Source organism: Pseudomonas sp. ASL3 (assembly GCF_056680425.1).
In genome coordinates this window covers 1,588,421-1,604,833 of the sequence record NZ_CM155281.1, presented here as the reverse complement: position 1 = coordinate 1,604,833, position 16,413 = coordinate 1,588,421, and the positions used below count along the sequence as shown (strand labels likewise).

Annotated in this window: 13 protein-coding genes; 2 read left to right on the top strand and 11 right to left on the bottom strand. The window is 57.0% G+C overall.

From position 1 onward, the window contains the following. Positions 1-16 precede the first annotated feature (16 nt). The 7 genes from lpdA to sdhC all read right to left on the bottom strand — a co-directional run bounded on the left by lpdA (position 17) and on the right by sdhC (position 9,161). Entirely contained in the window at positions 17-1,453 is a 1,437-nt protein-coding gene (gene lpdA, locus AC1MEE_RS07245) for a dihydrolipoyl dehydrogenase (RefSeq protein ID WP_480414638.1), read from the bottom strand. A 104-nt stretch (positions 1,454-1,557) separates the two neighbouring features. Continuing rightward, positions 1,558-2,781 carry a 2-oxoglutarate dehydrogenase complex dihydrolipoyllysine-residue succinyltransferase gene (gene odhB / locus AC1MEE_RS07240; RefSeq protein ID WP_480414636.1) on the bottom strand — a complete coding sequence of 408 codons (1,224 nt, stop codon included), beginning with the start codon at positions 2,779-2,781 and terminating at the stop codon, positions 1,558-1,560. 42 nt (positions 2,782-2,823) lie between these two features. After that, positions 2,824-5,655, bottom strand: a complete 2,832-nt coding sequence (locus tag AC1MEE_RS07235) for a 2-oxoglutarate dehydrogenase E1 component (protein ID WP_480414634.1) — start codon at positions 5,653-5,655, stop codon at positions 2,824-2,826. A 277-nt stretch (positions 5,656-5,932) separates the two neighbouring features. Beyond that, positions 5,933-6,637: a succinate dehydrogenase iron-sulfur subunit gene (locus AC1MEE_RS07230; RefSeq protein WP_480414633.1), complete on the bottom strand. Its 705-nt coding sequence runs from the start codon at positions 6,635-6,637 to the stop codon at positions 5,933-5,935. Positions 6,638-6,648: 11 nt separating this feature from the next. Further along, complete coding sequence (gene sdhA, locus AC1MEE_RS07225; protein ID WP_480414632.1) at positions 6,649-8,421, bottom strand: succinate dehydrogenase flavoprotein subunit; 1,773 nt, start codon at positions 8,419-8,421, stop codon at positions 6,649-6,651. Between the two features lie 3 nt (positions 8,422-8,424). Further along, positions 8,425-8,793, bottom strand: a complete 369-nt coding sequence (sdhD, locus tag AC1MEE_RS07220; RefSeq protein WP_480414630.1) for a succinate dehydrogenase, hydrophobic membrane anchor protein — start codon at positions 8,791-8,793, stop codon at positions 8,425-8,427. Then, the gene (gene sdhC, locus AC1MEE_RS07215) at positions 8,787-9,161 is read right to left on the bottom strand and encodes a succinate dehydrogenase, cytochrome b556 subunit (RefSeq protein WP_480414629.1); all 375 of its coding nucleotides are present in this window, start codon (positions 9,159-9,161) and stop codon (positions 8,787-8,789) included. The genes sdhD and sdhC overlap by 7 nt, the downstream gene beginning before the upstream one ends. A gap of 364 nt (positions 9,162-9,525) precedes the next feature. On the opposite strand from sdhC, the gene gltA reads away from it, so the two are divergent. Beyond that, on the top strand, positions 9,526-10,815 hold the full coding sequence (gltA, locus tag AC1MEE_RS07210) for a citrate synthase (RefSeq protein ID WP_480414628.1): 1,290 nt from the start codon (positions 9,526-9,528) through the stop codon (positions 10,813-10,815). Positions 10,816-11,300: 485 nt separating this feature from the next. Continuing rightward, positions 11,301-12,722 (top strand): group II intron reverse transcriptase/maturase, encoded by a 1,422-nt coding sequence (gene ltrA, locus AC1MEE_RS07205; protein WP_480413026.1) that lies wholly within the window; start codon positions 11,301-11,303, stop codon positions 12,720-12,722. Positions 12,723-13,033: 311 nt separating this feature from the next. Here ltrA and AC1MEE_RS07200 read toward each other — a convergent pair whose 3' ends face one another. From AC1MEE_RS07200 to AC1MEE_RS07185, 4 genes are all read right to left on the bottom strand, one after another. After that, entirely contained in the window at positions 13,034-13,639 is a 606-nt protein-coding gene (locus tag AC1MEE_RS07200) for an START domain-containing protein (RefSeq protein ID WP_480414626.1), read from the bottom strand. Between the two features lie 87 nt (positions 13,640-13,726). Then, a complete protein-coding gene (locus AC1MEE_RS07195; RefSeq protein WP_480416173.1) occupies positions 13,727-13,984 on the bottom strand; it encodes a YkgJ family cysteine cluster protein in 258 nt (85 codons plus the stop codon). Between the two features lie 100 nt (positions 13,985-14,084). After that, positions 14,085-14,714: a translation initiation factor 2 gene (locus AC1MEE_RS07190; protein ID WP_480414625.1), complete on the bottom strand. Its 630-nt coding sequence runs from the start codon at positions 14,712-14,714 to the stop codon at positions 14,085-14,087. Positions 14,715-14,835: 121 nt separating this feature from the next. After that, entirely contained in the window at positions 14,836-16,275 is a 1,440-nt protein-coding gene (locus AC1MEE_RS07185) for an aminotransferase-like domain-containing protein (RefSeq protein ID WP_480414624.1), read from the bottom strand. Between the last annotated feature and the right edge of the window lie 138 nt (positions 16,276-16,413).

The following is a 16,413-nucleotide window of genomic DNA, read 5'->3' as shown; positions in this document are numbered from 1 at the left end:
GTGGTTTCTTATTGTCTTAGCGTTTTTTCTTGTTCTGGATGTGGATGGCGCCGCCATTCACTGCCAGTGCCGCTTCGTGCAACGCTTCGGACAACGTCGGGTGAGAGAAGACCATCATCCCGATATCTTCGGCACTGGTGCCGAACTCCATAGCGATAGCGCCCTGCTGTACCAGCTCGGCAGCGCTCGGGCCAATCACGTGGACGCCCAAAACGCGGTCTGTCTTGGCATCAGCGATGACCTTGACGAAACCACCCGTGTCGTTGGCAGCCATGGCACGGCCACTGGCAGCGAACGGGAAGGTGCCGACATTAACTTCAACGCCTTCAGCCTTCAAGGTTTGCTCGGTTTTACCGACCCATGCGATTTCCGGGTGGGTGTAGATAACCGAAGGAATCAGGTCGTAGTTGATCTGGGCTTTGTGGCCCTTGATGCGCTCGACGACCATGATGCCCTCTTCCGAGGCTTTGTGCGCCAGCATCAGACCACGAACCACGTCGCCGATGGCGTAGACGCCCGGAACGCTGGTTTCGCACTGGTCATTGACGAAGATGAAGCCACGTTCGTCGAGGTTCACGCCGCTGTCGGAAGCCAACAGTTCAGTGGTCACCGGACGACGGCCCACGGAAACGATCAGGCGGTCAAAGGTAATGTGCTGCTCGCCAGTCGCGTCAGTGTAAGTCACCACGACTTCTTCGCCGTTGACCTTGGAACCGGTCACGCGTGCGCCGAGCTTGATGTCCAGACCTTGTTTGGTGAAGGTCTTCAGCGCTTCTTTGGAAACGGCTTCGTCAGCGGCTGGAATGAATTTTTCCAGTGCTTCGAGAACGGTCACCTGTGCACCCAGACGAGCCCAGACGGAACCCAGTTCCAGACCGATGACGCCAGCGCCGATCACGCCCAGGCGCTTCGGAACTTGCTGGAATTCAAGGGCGCCGGTGGAGTCGACGATAACGTTGTTATCAACTGGAGCCGGTGGAATGTCGATCGGACGCGAACCGGAAGCCAGGATCACGTGCTCGGCTTCGATCACTTCAACCGAGCCATCAGGCTTGGTCAATTCAACCTTCTTGCCAGCCAGCAGCTTGCCATGGCCTTGCAGGGAGGTGACGCCGTTGGCTTTGAACAGGCTGGCTACGCCGCCGGTCAGACCTTTGACGATGGTGGATTTACGGCCAACCATCGCTGGCACATCCATGGTCACGTCGGAAGTCGAGATGCCGTGGATTTTGAAGCCATTCTTGGCTTCATAGAATTTCCAGGAGCTGTCCAGCAGCGCCTTGGATGGAATGCAGCCGACGTTCAGGCAAGTACCGCCGAGAGCCAGTTTGCCCTCCTTATCCTGATATTTCTCGATGCAGGCAGTCTTGAGACCAAGTTGCGCAGCCTTGATAGCGGCAACATAACCGCCAGGGCCCGCGCCAATCACTACTACGTCAAATTTTTGCGACATTCAAAAAATCCTCTTTTAGCGGCAAGCTCCAAGCAACAAGCTACAAGCCAAAGCCCCAACGCAACCCTCTTGCGGCTTTCAGCTTGCAGCTTGCAGCTGTTTTATCAGATATCCAGCAGCAGACGAGCCGGATCTTCCAGCAGGTCTTTGATGGTAACCAGGAAGGTCACTGCTTCTTTGCCGTCGATCAAACGGTGGTCGTACGAGAGTGCCAGGTACATCATCGGCAGGATCACGACTTCACCCTTGACCGCCATTGGACGCTCCTGGATTTTGTGCATGCCCAGGATAGCGGCTTGTGGTGGGTTGACGATCGGGGTCGACAGCAGCGAGCCAAAGGTACCACCGTTGGAGATGGTGAAGGTACCGCCGGTCATGTCATCCATGGTCAGCTTGCCGTCTTTGGCTTTTTTGCCGAAGTTGGCGATGCCGCCTTCGATTTCAGCCAGGCTCATCAGTTCGGCGTTACGCAGAACCGGTACTACCAGGCCACGGTCGCTGGAAACAGCAACACCGACGTCGGAGTAACCGTGGTAAACGATGTCGGCGCCGTCGATCGAGGCATTGACCGCGGGGAAGCGCTTCAGGGCTTCGGTGGCCGCTTTCACGAAGAAGGACATGAAGCCCAGGCGTACGCCGTTGTGGGACTTCTCGAACAGGTCCTTGTACTTCGAACGCAGGTCCATGACCGGCTTCATGTTGACTTCGTTGAACGTGGTCAGCATCGCCATGTTCGACTGAGCGTCAACCAGACGCTCGGCAACCTTGGCACGCAGGCGGGTCATCGGAACACGCTTTTCAACGCGATCACCGGCAGAGAACACAGGGGAAGCAGCGGCAGCCTTGGCAGGCGCTGGAGCAACGGCCGGAGCGGATTTCTTCGCTTCGACAGCAGCAACCACGTCTTCCTTGGTGACGCGACCGTCTTTACCGGTGCCCTTCACGTTGGCCAGGTTGATGCCGTTCTCTTCAGCCAGCTTGCGAGCAGCTGGAGCAGCGATTGCATCTTCGTCAGCAGCGGCTGGAGCAGCAGCGGCCTGAGCCGGTGCAGCAGCAGGGGCCGCGGCAGCAGGAGCAGAAGCAGCAGCGCCGCCCGCTTCGATAGAGCCCAGCAATTCGTCGGAAAGAACGGTGTCGCCTTCGTTCTTGACGATAGCGCCCAATACGCCGTCAGCAGTAGCCAGAACTTCAAGCACAACCTTATCGGTTTCGATGTCAACGATCAGGTCGTCGCGCTTGACAGCTTCGCCTGGCTTTTTGTGCCAGGTGGCAACGGTACCGTCGGCAACCGATTCCGGGAAAGTGGGGGCTTTGATTTCGATAGCCATTATCTGTGGTTCCTTAAATTCGGTTTCTGATGCGCGAAGGCATTAAACAGTGAAGGCATCTTGCAGCAGTTTTTCCTGCTGCTCAGCGTGCATCGATGCATAGCCACAAGCCGGAGCGGCAGACGCTTCACGACCAGCGTACTCAAGGAACAATGCCTTGTCGTGACCGCTGATAATGCGACGCATGTGATGCTGGCTGCAGTACCAGGCGCCCTGGTTCATCGGCTCTTCCTGACACCAGACGATGTGCTTGACGTTCTTGTACGGGCCCAGGACTTCGATCAAGTCGTCTTCCGGGAACGGGTACAGTTGCTCAAGACGCACGATGGCGATGTCATCACGACCTTCGGCACGGCGTTTTTCCAGGAGATCGTAGTAGACCTTGCCGCTACACAACACAACACGACCGACCTTGGCCGGATCCTGCGCATCGACTTCCGGAATAACTGTCTGGAACGAGCCTTCGGCCAGATCTTCCAGGGTCGAAATCGCCAGCTTGTGACGCAACAGAGACTTCGGCGTCAGCACAATCAATGGCTTACGCAGAGGACGAATCACCTGACGGCGCAACAAGTGGTAGATCTGAGCCGGTGTCGTCGGTACGCAGACCTGAATGTTGTGCTCGGCGCACAGCTGCAGGTAACGCTCCAGACGCGCAGAGGAGTGCTCCGGACCCTGACCTTCATAACCGTGAGGCAGCAGCATGGTAAGACCGCACAGACGGCCCCACTTGTGCTCGCCACTGGTGATGAACTGGTCGATAACCACCTGGGCACCGTTGGCGAAGTCGCCGAACTGAGCTTCCCAGATAACCAGTGCATTCGGCTCGGTGGTCGAGTAACCGTACTCGAACGCCAATACCGCTTCTTCCGACAGCAGGGAGTCGTACAGGTCGAAACGCGGCTGACCTTTGTACAGATTCTGCAGAGGAATGTAGGTAGCAGCATCTTTCTGGTTGTGCAGCACCGCATGACGGTGCGAGAACGTACCGCGACCAACGTCCTGACCGGTGATGCGTATTGGGTGACCTTCGAACGCCAGGGTTGCGTACGCCATGGTTTCGGCGTAACCCCAGTTGATCGGCAGGCCGCCGGCTTGCATTTTCTGACGGTCTTCGTAGATCTTCGAAACCTGACGCTGAACCACGAAGCCTTCTGGCAGCTCCATCAGTTTGGCGGACAGTTCCTGCAAGGTCTTCAAGTCGAAACGGGTGTCGTGACGAGCGGTCCAGGCGTGGCCCAGATACGGACGCCAATCGACGAACAACTCTTTGTTCGGCTCTTTGACCAGGCTTTTTACAACGTGCAGACCGTTGTCCAGCGCATTGCGATAGTCATCGATTTTTGCCTGAACACGGGCGTCATCGAGAATGCCGGCCTTGGTCAGACGTTCGGCATACAGCTCGCGAGTGGTGCGCTGTTTGGCAATCTGCTGGTACATCAACGGTTGAGTACCGCTTGGTTCATCAGCCTCGTTGTGACCGCGACGACGGTAGCAGACCAGATCGATTACCACGTCACGCTTGAACTGCATGCGGTAGTCGATGGCCAGCTGGGTCACGAACACGACGGCTTCAGGGTCATCGCCATTCACGTGGAGAATCGGCGCCTGAATCATCTTGGCAACGTCGGTGGCGTACTCGGTGGAGCGCGAGTCTTCCGGGTTGCTGATGGTGAAACCAACCTGGTTGTTGATGACGATATGGATCGTGCCGCCCGTCTTGAAGCCGCGAGTCTGCGACATCTGGAAGGTTTCCAGGACCACGCCCTGACCTGCGAACGCAGCGTCACCGTGGATGGAAATTGGCAGAACCTTGTCACCGGTCGGATCGTTACGACGATCCTGACGTGCACGCACCGACCCTTCCACCACAGGAGAAACGATCTCCAGGTGAGACGGATTGAATGCCATCGCCAGGTGGACTTCGCCACCGGTGGTCATCACGTTGGACGAGAAGCCCTGGTGATACTTGACGTCACCGGAACCGAGCTCGACCTTTTTCTTGCCTTCGAACTCGTCGAACAAGTCGCGCGGGTTCTTGCCGAAGGTGTTGACCAGGACGTTCAGACGACCACGGTGGGCCATGCCGATCACGATTTCCTTGGTGCCGTAAGAGCCTGAACGCTGAATCAGTTCATCCAGCATCGGAATCAGGCTTTCGCCGCCTTCCAGACCAAAACGCTTGGTGCCGGGGTATTTGGTACCCAGGTATTTTTCCAGGCCTTCGGCCGCAGTCACGCGCTCGAGCAAGTGGCTTTGGATGTCAGCGGAGAACGCTGGACGCCCGCGCACGCTTTCGAGGCGCTGCATGAACCAGTTACGCTGCTCGGAATCGACGATGTGGGTAAATTCCGAGCCGATGGTGCGGCAATATGTCTGCTGCAACGCATCGAGAATTTCGCGTAGGCTGGTTTCCTCTTTGCCGATGAACAAATCGCCGGCACGGAAAGTTGTATCAAGATCAGCGTTAGTCAGACCGTAATGATTGATCGACAAGTCGGCTGGCGCAGGACGTTGCCACAGGCCCAGCGGATCGAGCTGGGCTGCCTGATGGCCACGCATACGGTAAGCCTGGATCATTCGCAGGACTTCAACCTGCTTCTTCTCGTGCTCGCTGCTCACGCTGCCGGCGGAAACCGGTTGAGCGCGGCGCTGGTTTTTGGCCAGCAAGACGAAATGATCGCGGATTGTAGAATGCGAAACATCGGTGGCAGTGCTGCCGTCAGCAGGCAACTTCTGAAAGTAGGTGCGCCACTCTTCTGGCACAGCGTTAGGGTCGTGCAGGTAGAGCTCGTAGAGCTCTTCCACATAGGCAGCGTTACCACCGGAAAGGTGGGCACTGTTCCACATGCGCTGCATCACGCTTTCTTGCATGCTTGGTCACCCTCGGTAAGGGGACACCACCGGCGAAGACACCATAGCAAACCTGAAAAAGTCCATGTACAGCGACTAAGACAAGCCACCAAGGATCACGCAGATAGTCCGGGTACCAGCCCGGATGCCCCTGCTGGTCTCATTTCTTCAAAATAAGAGCCGCAGCTTTGTGAGCTACTGCTCAAGTTAAAACTACGGCGCCGGTTGAAGCCTGCGCCGCAGTTAGTACGGGTACATCAGTTACAGGTGCAACGGTTCTACGAGTACAACAGTCAAATCAGATGCCGCTTTGCAGCAGCATGCTGCGAACGTGACCGATAGCCTTGGTAGGGTTCAGGCCCTTCGGACACACGCTCACGCAGTTCATGATCCCGCGGCAGCGGAATACGCTGAACGGGTCATCCAGCGAAGCCAGACGTTCCTGGGTCTGGTTGTCACGGCTGTCAGCCAGGAAACGGTAGGCTTGCAGCAGTGCAGCTGGACCAAGGAACTTGTCAGGGTTCCACCAGAAGGACGGGCAGGAAGTCGAGCAGCAAGCGCACAGGATGCACTCGTACAGACCGTCCAGCTTCTCGCGCTCTTCAGGCGACTGCAGACGCTCGATGGCCGGAGCCGGCGTATCGTTCAGCAGGTATGGCTTCACCTTCTCGTACTGCTTGTAGAAGATGCTCATATCGACGACCAAGTCACGAATAACTGGCAAACCAGGCAATGGACGTACCACCAGCTTGTTGCCCTTGACCACGGCAGACAGCGGCGTGATGCACGCCAGGCCATTCTTGCCGTTGATGTTCATGCCGTCGGAACCGCAGACGCCTTCACGGCAAGAGCGACGATAGGAGAAGCCTTCGTCCTGCTCTTTGATCAGGGCCAGCACATCCAGGACCATGATGTCTTTACCATTGGTATTGACCTGGAATTCCTGCATGAACGGCGCGGCGTCCTGATCCGGGTTGTAGCGATAAACACTGACTTGCAACATATCGGCCACCCTTAATAAGTCCGAATCATGGGTTCGAAAGTCGGAACAGTCTTCGGCGAGAAGTTCACGGCACGCTTGGCTACACGCTTTTCACCCGGGAAGTACAGGGTGTGGCACAGCCAGTTCTGGTCGTCGCGATCTTCAAAGTCTTCACGGGCGTGAGCGCCGCGGGACTCTTTACGAACTTCCGCAGCAATCGCCGTAGCTTCGGCAACTTCGAGCAGGTTTTGCAGTTCCAGCGCTTCGATACGGGCCGTGTTGAACGCCTGGCTCTTATCGTTGATCTTGACGTTGGCGATCCGCTCACGCAGACCTGCCAGCTGAGCAATACCCTTCTGCATGTATTCGCCAGTACGGAACACACCGAAGTAGTTCTGCATGCAGCTTTGCAGTTCTTTACGCAGGGAAGCGACATCTTCACCGGTGGTCCGCGAGTTCAAGCCAGCAAGGCGCTCGAGGGCAAAGTCAACATCGGTTTCAGTGGCGCGACGGTACTCAACACCTTCACGCAGGCTTTGCTCCAAATGGATGCCGGCAGCACGACCGAACACCACCAGGTCGAGCAACGAGTTGCCGCCCAGACGGTTGGCACCATGGACCGATACGCAAGCTACTTCGCCAACAGCGAACAGGCCTGGAATGATGGTGTCCACCCCGGCAGCATCCTGGGTGATCGCCTGACCATGAATATTGGTGGCAACGCCGCCCATCATGTAGTGGCAGGTTGGAACCACGGGAATCGGAGCAACCGCTGGATCGACGTGAGCGAAGGTCTTGGACAGTTCCATGATCCCTGGCAGACGGCTGTGCAGTACTTCTTCGCCCAGGTGATCGAGCTTGAGCATTACGTGGTCGCCATCCGGACCACAACCGTTACCGGCGATGATCTCTTTGACCATGGAACGCGCGACCACGTCACGACCGGCAAGGTCCTTGGCATTCGGAGCATAACGCTCCATGAAACGCTCGCCGTGCTTGTTGATCAGGTAACCACCTTCACCACGGCAGCCTTCGGTGACCAGTACACCTGCGCCGGCGATGCCGGTCGGGTGGAACTGCCACATCTCGATGTCCTGGACCGGCACGCCTGCACGCAGCGCCATGCCGATACCGTCACCGGTATTGATCAGGGCGTTGGTGGTCGACGAGTAGATACGACCAGCGCCGCCCGTTGCCAGTACAGTCGCGTTGGCGCGGATGTAGGAGGTCTCGCCGGTTTCGATGCAGATCGCGATGATGCCGACGAACACGCCATCCTGGTTCTTCACCAGATCCACTGCATAGTATTCGTTGAGGAATACAGTGCCGGCTTTCAGGTTGGCCTGGTAAAGGGTGTGCAGCAGTGCGTGACCGGTACGGTCGGCAGCAGCGCAAGTACGTGCAGCCTGACCGCCCTTGCCAAAGTCTTTCGACTGACCGCCGAATGGACGCTGATAGATGCGACCCTGTTCGGTACGGGAGAACGGCAGACCCATGTGCTCGAGTTCAAAGACCGCTTCCGGGCCTACGGAACACATGTATTCGATAGCGTCCTGGTCACCGATGTAGTCGGAGCCCTTGACGGTATCGTACATGTGCCAGCGCCAGTCATCGTTCGGATCGGCCGAAGCGATGGCGCAGGTGATGCCACCCTGAGCGGAAACGGTGTGGGAGCGAGTCGGGAATACCTTTGTGACTACAGCGGTCTTGTGACCACCCTGGGCCAGCTGCAATGCTGCGCGCATGCCGGCACCGCCGCCGCCAATGATGATGGCGTCGAAAGAAAGCGTATTAATGTTAGCCATGAATCAGATACCCCAAAGAATCTGCACACCCCAGACGAAGTAAGCGAACATGGCAATGCCGCATACTGACTGGAAAAGGAAGCGTACTGCAGTCGCGGACTTGCCCAGCGCCATCGGCGTCAGGTAGTCGGTCGCGATGGTCCACATGCCGACCCAGGCGTGAGCGCCCAGAGCAACGAAGGCCAGCAGACTGAAGATACGCATCCAGTTGTTCGCAAACAGCTCATGCCATTGGGCGTAGCCCAGGCCTGGGTGTGCGATGAGGTATCCGATCAGGAAGATGAAATAAGCCGCGAGCACGACCGCAGATACGCGCTGCGCCATCCAGTCATAGAGGCCCGAACGCGACAGGTTTGTGACGTTGGTTACCATATCCATACTCCCGCCAGAACGATCAGCACCGCGGATACGGCGAGAACGATTTGCGAGCCCAGTTTGCCGCCTTCCAGCGTTTCACCGATGCCCATGTCCATGATCAAGTGGCGAATACCTGCCACCAGGTGATACAGCAAGGCGGACAGCAGGCCCCAAATCACTAGCTTGGCTAGCACACTGGTCAAACACGCCTTCACTTCGCCGAAACCTTCCTCGGAGCCGAGCGATTTACCCAATGCATAAAGCATGATGGCAAGGCCGACAAAGAGAATAATCCCGGAGATACGATGAAGAATGGACGTGTAAGCAGTGACTGGGAGTTTGATGGTCCTTAGGTCGAGGTTTACAGGTCGTTGGCTATTCACGGCTTTTTTTCACACTGAAGAGCCCCTAACAATCAGGGCAAAGTTGTTGGGAAGTGCACTGGTCAGGTACCCACCACCCAGGGAGTGACGACCCCCATGAAAACAGGGCCAAAAGCCCCTGGCGGTCGGACGCCGAGTATAGACAGTTAGGTCACTAATGACAACGCGCAGACCTCACCCAAATAGGCAATTGCGCCAGCGAATCAAAAGGCGTAAACGGCGGGGATTTTCGAGGAAAAGTCGCGCCAAGAGCCTTCCTGTGCATGACTTTACGCAAATTGACTTTAGAATTTATCTCACTATAGTGGTGCGGGCCCTGCGTGGGGGGTCTGTCTGATGATTTGAAGCATAAATAGGAGGCCACATGGCTGACAAAAAAGCGCAGTTGATCATCGAGGGCGCAGCCCCCGTCGAGCTGCCCATTCTGACCGGCACCGTTGGTCCCGATGTAATCGACGTCCGCGGTCTCACCGCCACCGGCCGCTTCACATTTGACCCTGGTTTCATGTCGACCGCCTCTTGCGAGTCGAAGATCACCTATATCGATGGTGATAACGGCATTCTGCTGCACCGCGGCTATCCGATCGAGCAACTGGCCGACCAGTCGGATTACCTGGAAACGTGCTACCTGCTGCTCAACGGCGAACTGCCGACTGCCGAGCAAAAAGCCCAATTCGTCATCGTCGTGAAAAACCACACGATGGTGCACGAACAGTTGAAGACGTTCTTCAACGGCTTCCGTCGCGACGCTCACCCGATGGCCGTCATGTGCGGCGTGGTGGGTGCCCTGTCGGCGTTCTATCACGACTCCCTGGACATCAAGAACCCGCAGCATCGCGAAATTTCGGCGATCCGCCTGATTGCCAAGATGCCGACCCTGGCAGCGATGGTTTACAAATACTCCATGGGGCAACCCATGATGTACCCGCGTAACGACCTGAACTACGCCGAAAACTTCCTGCACATGATGTTCAACACCCCCTGCGAGATCAAACCGATCAGCCCGGTGTTGGCCCAGGCCATGGATAAGATCTTTATCCTGCACGCCGATCACGAACAGAATGCGTCGACCTCTACCGTGCGCATGGCGGGCTCCTCGGGCGCCAACCCGTTTGCCTGTATCGCTGCAGGCATCGCCGCCCTTTGGGGTCCGGCACATGGCGGCGCCAACGAAGCCGTGTTGTCCATGCTCGATGAAATTGGTGATATCTCGAATATCGACAAATTCATTGCCAAGGCCAAGGACAAAGACGATCCGTTCAAACTGATGGGCTTCGGTCACCGCGTTTACAAAAACCGTGACCCACGCGCCACAGTGATGAAGCAGACCTGCGACGAAGTACTCAAAGAGCTGGGCATCACCAACGATCCACAGTTGGAACTGGCCATGCGCCTGGAAGAGATCGCCCTGACCGACCCGTACTTCATCGAACGCTCGCTGTACCCGAACGTAGACTTCTACTCAGGCATCATCCTCAAAGCTATCGGCATTCCAACCAGCATGTTCACCGTGATCTTCGCCCTGGCGCGGACCGTCGGCTGGATCTCGCATTGGAAAGAAATGCTCTCGAGCCCGTACAAGATTGGCCGTCCTCGCCAGCTGTACACCGGTTACGTGTCCCGCGACATCGTCCCCCTCGAAGATCGCAAGTAAGTTCTCGGCCGAAACGCCGAAAACTAAAAAGGGCTGCCATTGGCAGCCCTTTTTTATTGGTGCGCCAGGCATGGCGCGTTGCGCGTCAGCGCAACCAGTTTGGCTGTGGTGGCCTCACTGGTGACTTGGAGGTGAAAGTCCTCTACACACCCGGCAAGGGGAAGTGTTAGCCAGAGGCAAGGGTGTCGTGGGTGACTGCGAATCCGAAGGAAGCCCGAGGCAAAATGCTGGCCTGACGAACAGGAAGCGGATTAGGCGGCGCAGCGGGGTGAGACGGCCATAATCGTCAAAGCCCGATACTTGCACGGAACGCTGTGACGTAGATCCGACAGGCATAAGCAGGAAGGTCGCGCGAATTACCCTGGGAGATCTGCACGTTTGCCACTGTGCTACCGAGCGTCGAGAGGCGACGGGATGAGCGTGCAGAAGTCAGCCGAGGCCGTAGTAAGTGGCGAATAACCCCGTCACCAAGGGCCGAACAGGTTATGCCGCCAGTAGGCGACAGAGTCTCGTTGAATACCGAAATGCAGAAATTTCTCCAAGAGAAGACTGTTACTCCGAGTCCCGGACAGAATCCGAGGATGACGGCTGACAGCGCAAAGGTGTCGGCGGCGTCTGTGACGTGGACGAAAGCGGAGCCGGAAACGCTGCTGGAGCGGGTGCTTGCACCGGCCAACCTTCGGCGTGCGTACCAACGCGTGGTCAGCAACAAGGGCGCGCCGGGTGCCGATGGCATGACGGTCGACGAATTGGCAGGCTACGTGAATCAGTATTGGCCGACCCTCAAGGCACGGCTGCTGGCCGGCGAGTATCACCCGCAAGGTGTACGCGCCGTCGATATCCCCAAGCCCAAAGGCGGCACAAGACAGCTGGGTATTCCCTGCGTCGTGGATCGCCTGATCCAACAGGCATTGCTGCAACAGCTCACCCCGATCTTCGACCCGCTGTTCTCGGACTACAGCTTTGGCTTCCGTCCGGACAGACGCGCCCACCAAGCCGTCGAAACCGCCCGCGCCCATGTGGCGGCGGGGCACCGTTGGTGCGTGGAGCTCGATCTGGAAAAGTTCTTTGATCGAGTTAATCACGACATCTTGATGGCCTATGTGCAGCGCCACGTCGAAGATAAGCGGGTACTCAAGCTGATCCGCCGTTACCTCGAAGCCGGAGTGATGTCGGGTGGGATCGCCAGCCAGCGGCAGGAAGGGACGCCGCAAGGCGGCCCGCTCTCGCCGTTACTGTCGAATATCCTGCTCAACGAGTTCGACCGCGAGCTGGAACGGCGGGGGCATCGCTTCGTGCGCTATGCCGATGATGCGAACATTTATGTGAGCAGCTGTCGTGCTGGCGAGCGTGTGCTGAACAGCGTCGAGCGCTTCCTGAATCGGCGTCTGAAACTGACGTTGAATCGGGAAAAGAGCCGAGTAGCAAGACCGTGGAAGTGTGACTATCTGGGTTATGGGATGAGTTTGCATCGACAGCCGAGACTAAGAGTAGCGACGATGAGTCTGGGTCGCTTGTGCGACCGGCTCAAAGAGCTGCTGCGCGGTGCTCGGGGCCACAAGATGGCGAGCGTCATCGAACGAATCAACCCTGTGCTAAGGGGGTGGGCGGGCTATTTCAAGTTGAGCCAGAGTAAGCGGCCACTTGAAGAGCTTGATGGCTGGGTGCGACGCAAACTTCGCTGTGTCTTCTGGCGTCAATGGAAGCAACCCTCGACGAGGGCCCGCAACCTGAAGCGTCTGGGGCTCGACGAGGCTCGCGCTTGGAAGTCAGCAGTCAATGGTCGAGGCCCTTGGTGGAACTCGGGAGCGTCACATATGAATCAAGTGTTGCCGAAGAAACTGTGGGATCAACTCGGGCTAGTCTCGATACTGGATACGATAAACCGGCTTAGCCGCATAACCTGAACCGCCGTATACGGAACCGTACGTACGGTGGTGTGAGAGGACGGCGGATGTAAATCCGCCTCCTACTCGATCATCAGGGATATCGCGCCGAACCCTTCTACTGTGCAGGCTGTGTGAAAACCTCCGCGACCGATTAACTGATTAAAAACTGACCTGAAAATCGCGTTCCTACGTGAAATTCAGGTCTGTCCAACAGCCGATCTATTTCAGAATTGACGTACGAACATGCAGTTCAGTTTTCTGTTGGGGTTTTCACACAGCCTGTGTGGGAGCAGGCTTGCAACTACGCGTCCCGCTGCGAATTCTCCCGATCAATTCTCGGCTTTTGCCTTCAACGCCTTAAGTGTATCGAACGGAGCATCCACGACAAACTTGTTGGCGAGCCACGACGGCACGCTGCCACCCGGCTCGGTGTGAACCTGATAAGTCACTTCAGTTTGATTGACGCCCTTGGGAACGAACTTCCAGAACCCCTCCACCTGCGCGACCCGGACAAAGCCTTTTTCTTCAGGAATGTAAGTGGGCTGCCCCTTGAGCGTGCGCGTCAGGCTGCCATCGGCGCCCTCCTCGGTGGTCACCATCAACACCGAGTCGCGCGGGGTTACAGGCCACGGGGTATTGAACTGGGTATAGGTCCAGCTCATCGCACCATCATGCTTGAGTAACTTCTGCGATTTGCATTCATGAATCCAGGCGCAGGCACCGACTACATCCTCCTGCAGGCCGCGCAGTTTGGCCACGCTCGCCTTGATCGTGGTGACACCGCGATACGCCTTGTATTGGGAACCCGCCACTTCGCTCAAGGACACCTTGATGCCGCCTTCATCCTTGGCAACTTGCCAATCTTCGGCCTGGGCGGCAGCAGCCATCAACACAGTCAAACCACACACAACAGCTATCCGATGCAGCGAACCCATTGTTTTATTCCTTGTTGTCAAAGTTCTGGTAAATCGGTTGGCGGTAAATTCAGCTCTACCCCGGCTATTCAGATCACCCTGCACCCATCAAGCCACAGCCGTCGCCTGCTCCCACCAGCCAATCAGGCGAATAGCCTCGGACTGGCTCGAGCCACAGACCTCTTCGTCCGCCGCGAATGCGCTACAGACCGCCGGCCGCTCTGACCTGCCGAACAGACCACAAAGCGATTCGACAGAAAGATGCAGGCAACGCTCTCCAGCAGCTTTGCCATTTGGCATGCCAGGAATGGGCGAACTGATGGAGGGTGCAATACAGCAGGCCCCGCAATCCGGACGACAGTCCATGACGAATATCCTCGCTACAGGCAATGGTTGATTTACCGGGAGATAGTACCCGCTAAAACGGCCGTTTGAAATCAGGTCGTCCGCGGACAACGCAATAGCGTCATTGCTTGAATTCGAAATCAAGGGCAGCGCCATCGATTTGCTGTCGGCTCTCGTTACGCAGCTGCAACTGCATTTCGTTGTTCAGCAAGCGACCATTGAGCTGGAAAGGCGTTTTCGGGGCAGTCTTTTTCTCACCGAGCAGCGGCGGCAGCAGCGCCTTAGGGGTGATGGGCGCCACCGTGCCAACGGGCTCCATCTCCTTGACCATATTCGTCGGCAGGCTCAGATCCAGAGCTGGCTTGGCGAGACTGGTCTGCTCTACAACCTCACTCGCTGGCTTGCTCTTGCTGGCGATGGGCGCACGCGACTTGTCAGAAGTCGATTCGTGCCTGGCGTCGCCGGGTGCAACCTTGGAGGCCTGCGCTTTGACGACAACCGGCTTTTTCAACGGAGAAGGTGGCTCCCGGGTAATCATCACAGGTACAACCGGCACCTTGGGTACCGGCTCATGTACCGACCCTGTAACGGGTGCAGATGGCGCGACGGGTGGCTTGGCTGAAACCGAATCTGCCTGCGCAGCAGCCTTCACTTCAGCGGCAACTTTAGGCTTGGGCGCAGGTGCGTTCTGAGCGTCGCAAGCACTGAGCAGCAGAATCAGCAACAACCCAATACAACGAAAAGAGTTCATAGATACAACGGCAGAAAGGCAGAGAGCTATATGCTCACCTGTTGTACCGTCCGTGACAAGCTGGCAAATCAAGACCCGATCATAAACGCCTGACGCGGGCTCCGCGGCCCGGACAAACAGGCTAATACGCTTGCGCCGTCTCCTGACACAGTTGTTTGGCGAGCATCCCCAGCGTCATAAGTGCGCGCTCGGCTTCACGGTTCCACGGGATACCACAGTTGAGACGTATGCAGTGATTGAACTGCTCTGTATTACTGAAAATCAGTCCTGGCGCGATGCTGATCCCTTGTTCCAGCGCTCGAACATGCAATTCCTGCGTATTGACACGCCCCGGCAAGCTCACCCACAGGATAAATCCTCCCATAGGACGACTCATTTGTGTGCCTTCAGGGAAGTACTGCTGCACCGCCAACTGGAAGGCACTCAAATTCTTCCGGTATTCGAGACGAATAAAGCGTAAATGCCGGTCATAACCGCCGTTTTCCAGATAAGCGGCCACCCCCATTTGCGTGACGCTGCACGCCGAATGGGTGCTGAACGTCTGCAAACGCTGGATTTCAGCCTGGTATTTACCGGCAATCATCCAGCCGATACGAACACCGGGAGACAACGTCTTGGAAAAGCTCGAGCAATAAATCACCCGCCCCAGCCGATCAAAGGCCTTCAGCGCCTTGGTTCGCCCGAGCTCAAACATCAGTTCGCCATAAATATCGTCTTCAACGATCTGAATATCGAAATCCGAGGCGAGGCGCAGCAGGTGCTTCTGTCGCTCTTCGGGAACGGTCCCACCCAAGGGGTTACTCAGGCGCGACGTCATCACCAGTGCCTTGATCGACCACTGGTTAGCCGCCAGTTGCAACGCTTCGAGGCTGATGCCGGTGGCAGGATCGCTGGGGATCTCGATGACCTTAAGCCCCAGAAGATCGGCCATTTGCAGCAAGCCGTAATAGGTCGGCGACTCGGTCGCGATCAGATCGCCGGGCTGGGTCAAGACCCGCAAGGACATTTGCAGCGCATCGACACAGCCGTGGGTAATCACCACCTCGGACGGATCGACCACCACACCGGCGTCACGCATCCGAATGGCAACCTGACGGCGCAACGGCTCAAAACCGGGGCTGAACATATAACTGAAGGCCCTTGGGCTTTGAAAGCGCGTCACTTTTGCCAACTGCTGATGCAGTGCACGCACCGGCAGATAGTCGACGTGAGGTACTGCCGCGCCCAACGGAAACACGCCTTCACGGCGCGACTCGACCAAAACCTGCTGGATAATGCTGCTGCGAGTAACCAGACCGGGGCGCTCTACGCGAGCGATATCCGGGGTCTGCGCAGTCAGGGCCGGCGTCTGGTGCACGTAATAACCCGACTGCGGCCGCGCACGAATCAAACCCTGATCTTCAAGGTTCGCATACGCCTGCAACACCGTCGCATGACTGACGTTGAGCTGCGAACTCATCTTGCGAACAGACGGTACTCGCTCACCGGGCTGATAAACGCCGCGACGAATATCCTCAGCCAACTGCTGAGCAATACGTTGATAAAGCAAAAGATTGGTCATGACCCGGCCCTCGGTGCTGCTGACAACTTATTTTTATATGGCTTTTAATACGGACGCCTACCGTAACAGTTAAGAAGTGTACTGGGACAGTTTCTATAAATGATAGCCCTACTGTGCATTGATGATAAAAATTGTAGG

Coding starts and splice junctions, on each gene's coding strand:
- lpdA (WP_480414638.1), bottom strand. CDS start 1,453: ATGTCGCAAAAATTTGACGTAGTAGTGATTGGCGCGGGCCCTGGCGGT.
- odhB (WP_480414636.1), bottom strand. CDS start 2,781: ATGGCTATCGAAATCAAAGCCCCCACTTTCCCGGAATCGGTTGCCGAC.
- AC1MEE_RS07235 (WP_480414634.1), bottom strand. CDS start 5,655: ATGCAAGAAAGCGTGATGCAGCGCATGTGGAACAGTGCCCACCTTTCC.
- AC1MEE_RS07230 (WP_480414633.1), bottom strand. CDS start 6,637: ATGTTGCAAGTCAGTGTTTATCGCTACAACCCGGATCAGGACGCCGCG.
- sdhA (WP_480414632.1), bottom strand. CDS start 8,421: ATGGCTAACATTAATACGCTTTCTTTCGACGCCATCATCATTGGCGGC.
- sdhD (WP_480414630.1), bottom strand. CDS start 8,793: ATGGTAACCAACGTCACAAACCTGTCGCGTTCGGGCCTCTATGACTGG.
- gltA (WP_480414628.1), top strand. CDS start 9,526: ATGGCTGACAAAAAAGCGCAGTTGATCATCGAGGGCGCAGCCCCCGTC.
- ltrA (WP_480413026.1), top strand. CDS start 11,301: ATGCCGCCAGTAGGCGACAGAGTCTCGTTGAATACCGAAATGCAGAAA.
- AC1MEE_RS07200 (WP_480414626.1), bottom strand. CDS start 13,639: ATGGGTTCGCTGCATCGGATAGCTGTTGTGTGTGGTTTGACTGTGTTG.
- AC1MEE_RS07195 (WP_480416173.1), bottom strand. CDS start 13,984: ATGGACTGTCGTCCGGATTGCGGGGCCTGCTGTATTGCACCCTCCATC.
- AC1MEE_RS07190 (WP_480414625.1), bottom strand. CDS start 14,714: ATGAACTCTTTTCGTTGTATTGGGTTGTTGCTGATTCTGCTGCTCAGT.
- AC1MEE_RS07185 (WP_480414624.1), bottom strand. CDS start 16,275: ATGACCAATCTTTTGCTTTATCAACGTATTGCTCAGCAGTTGGCTGAG.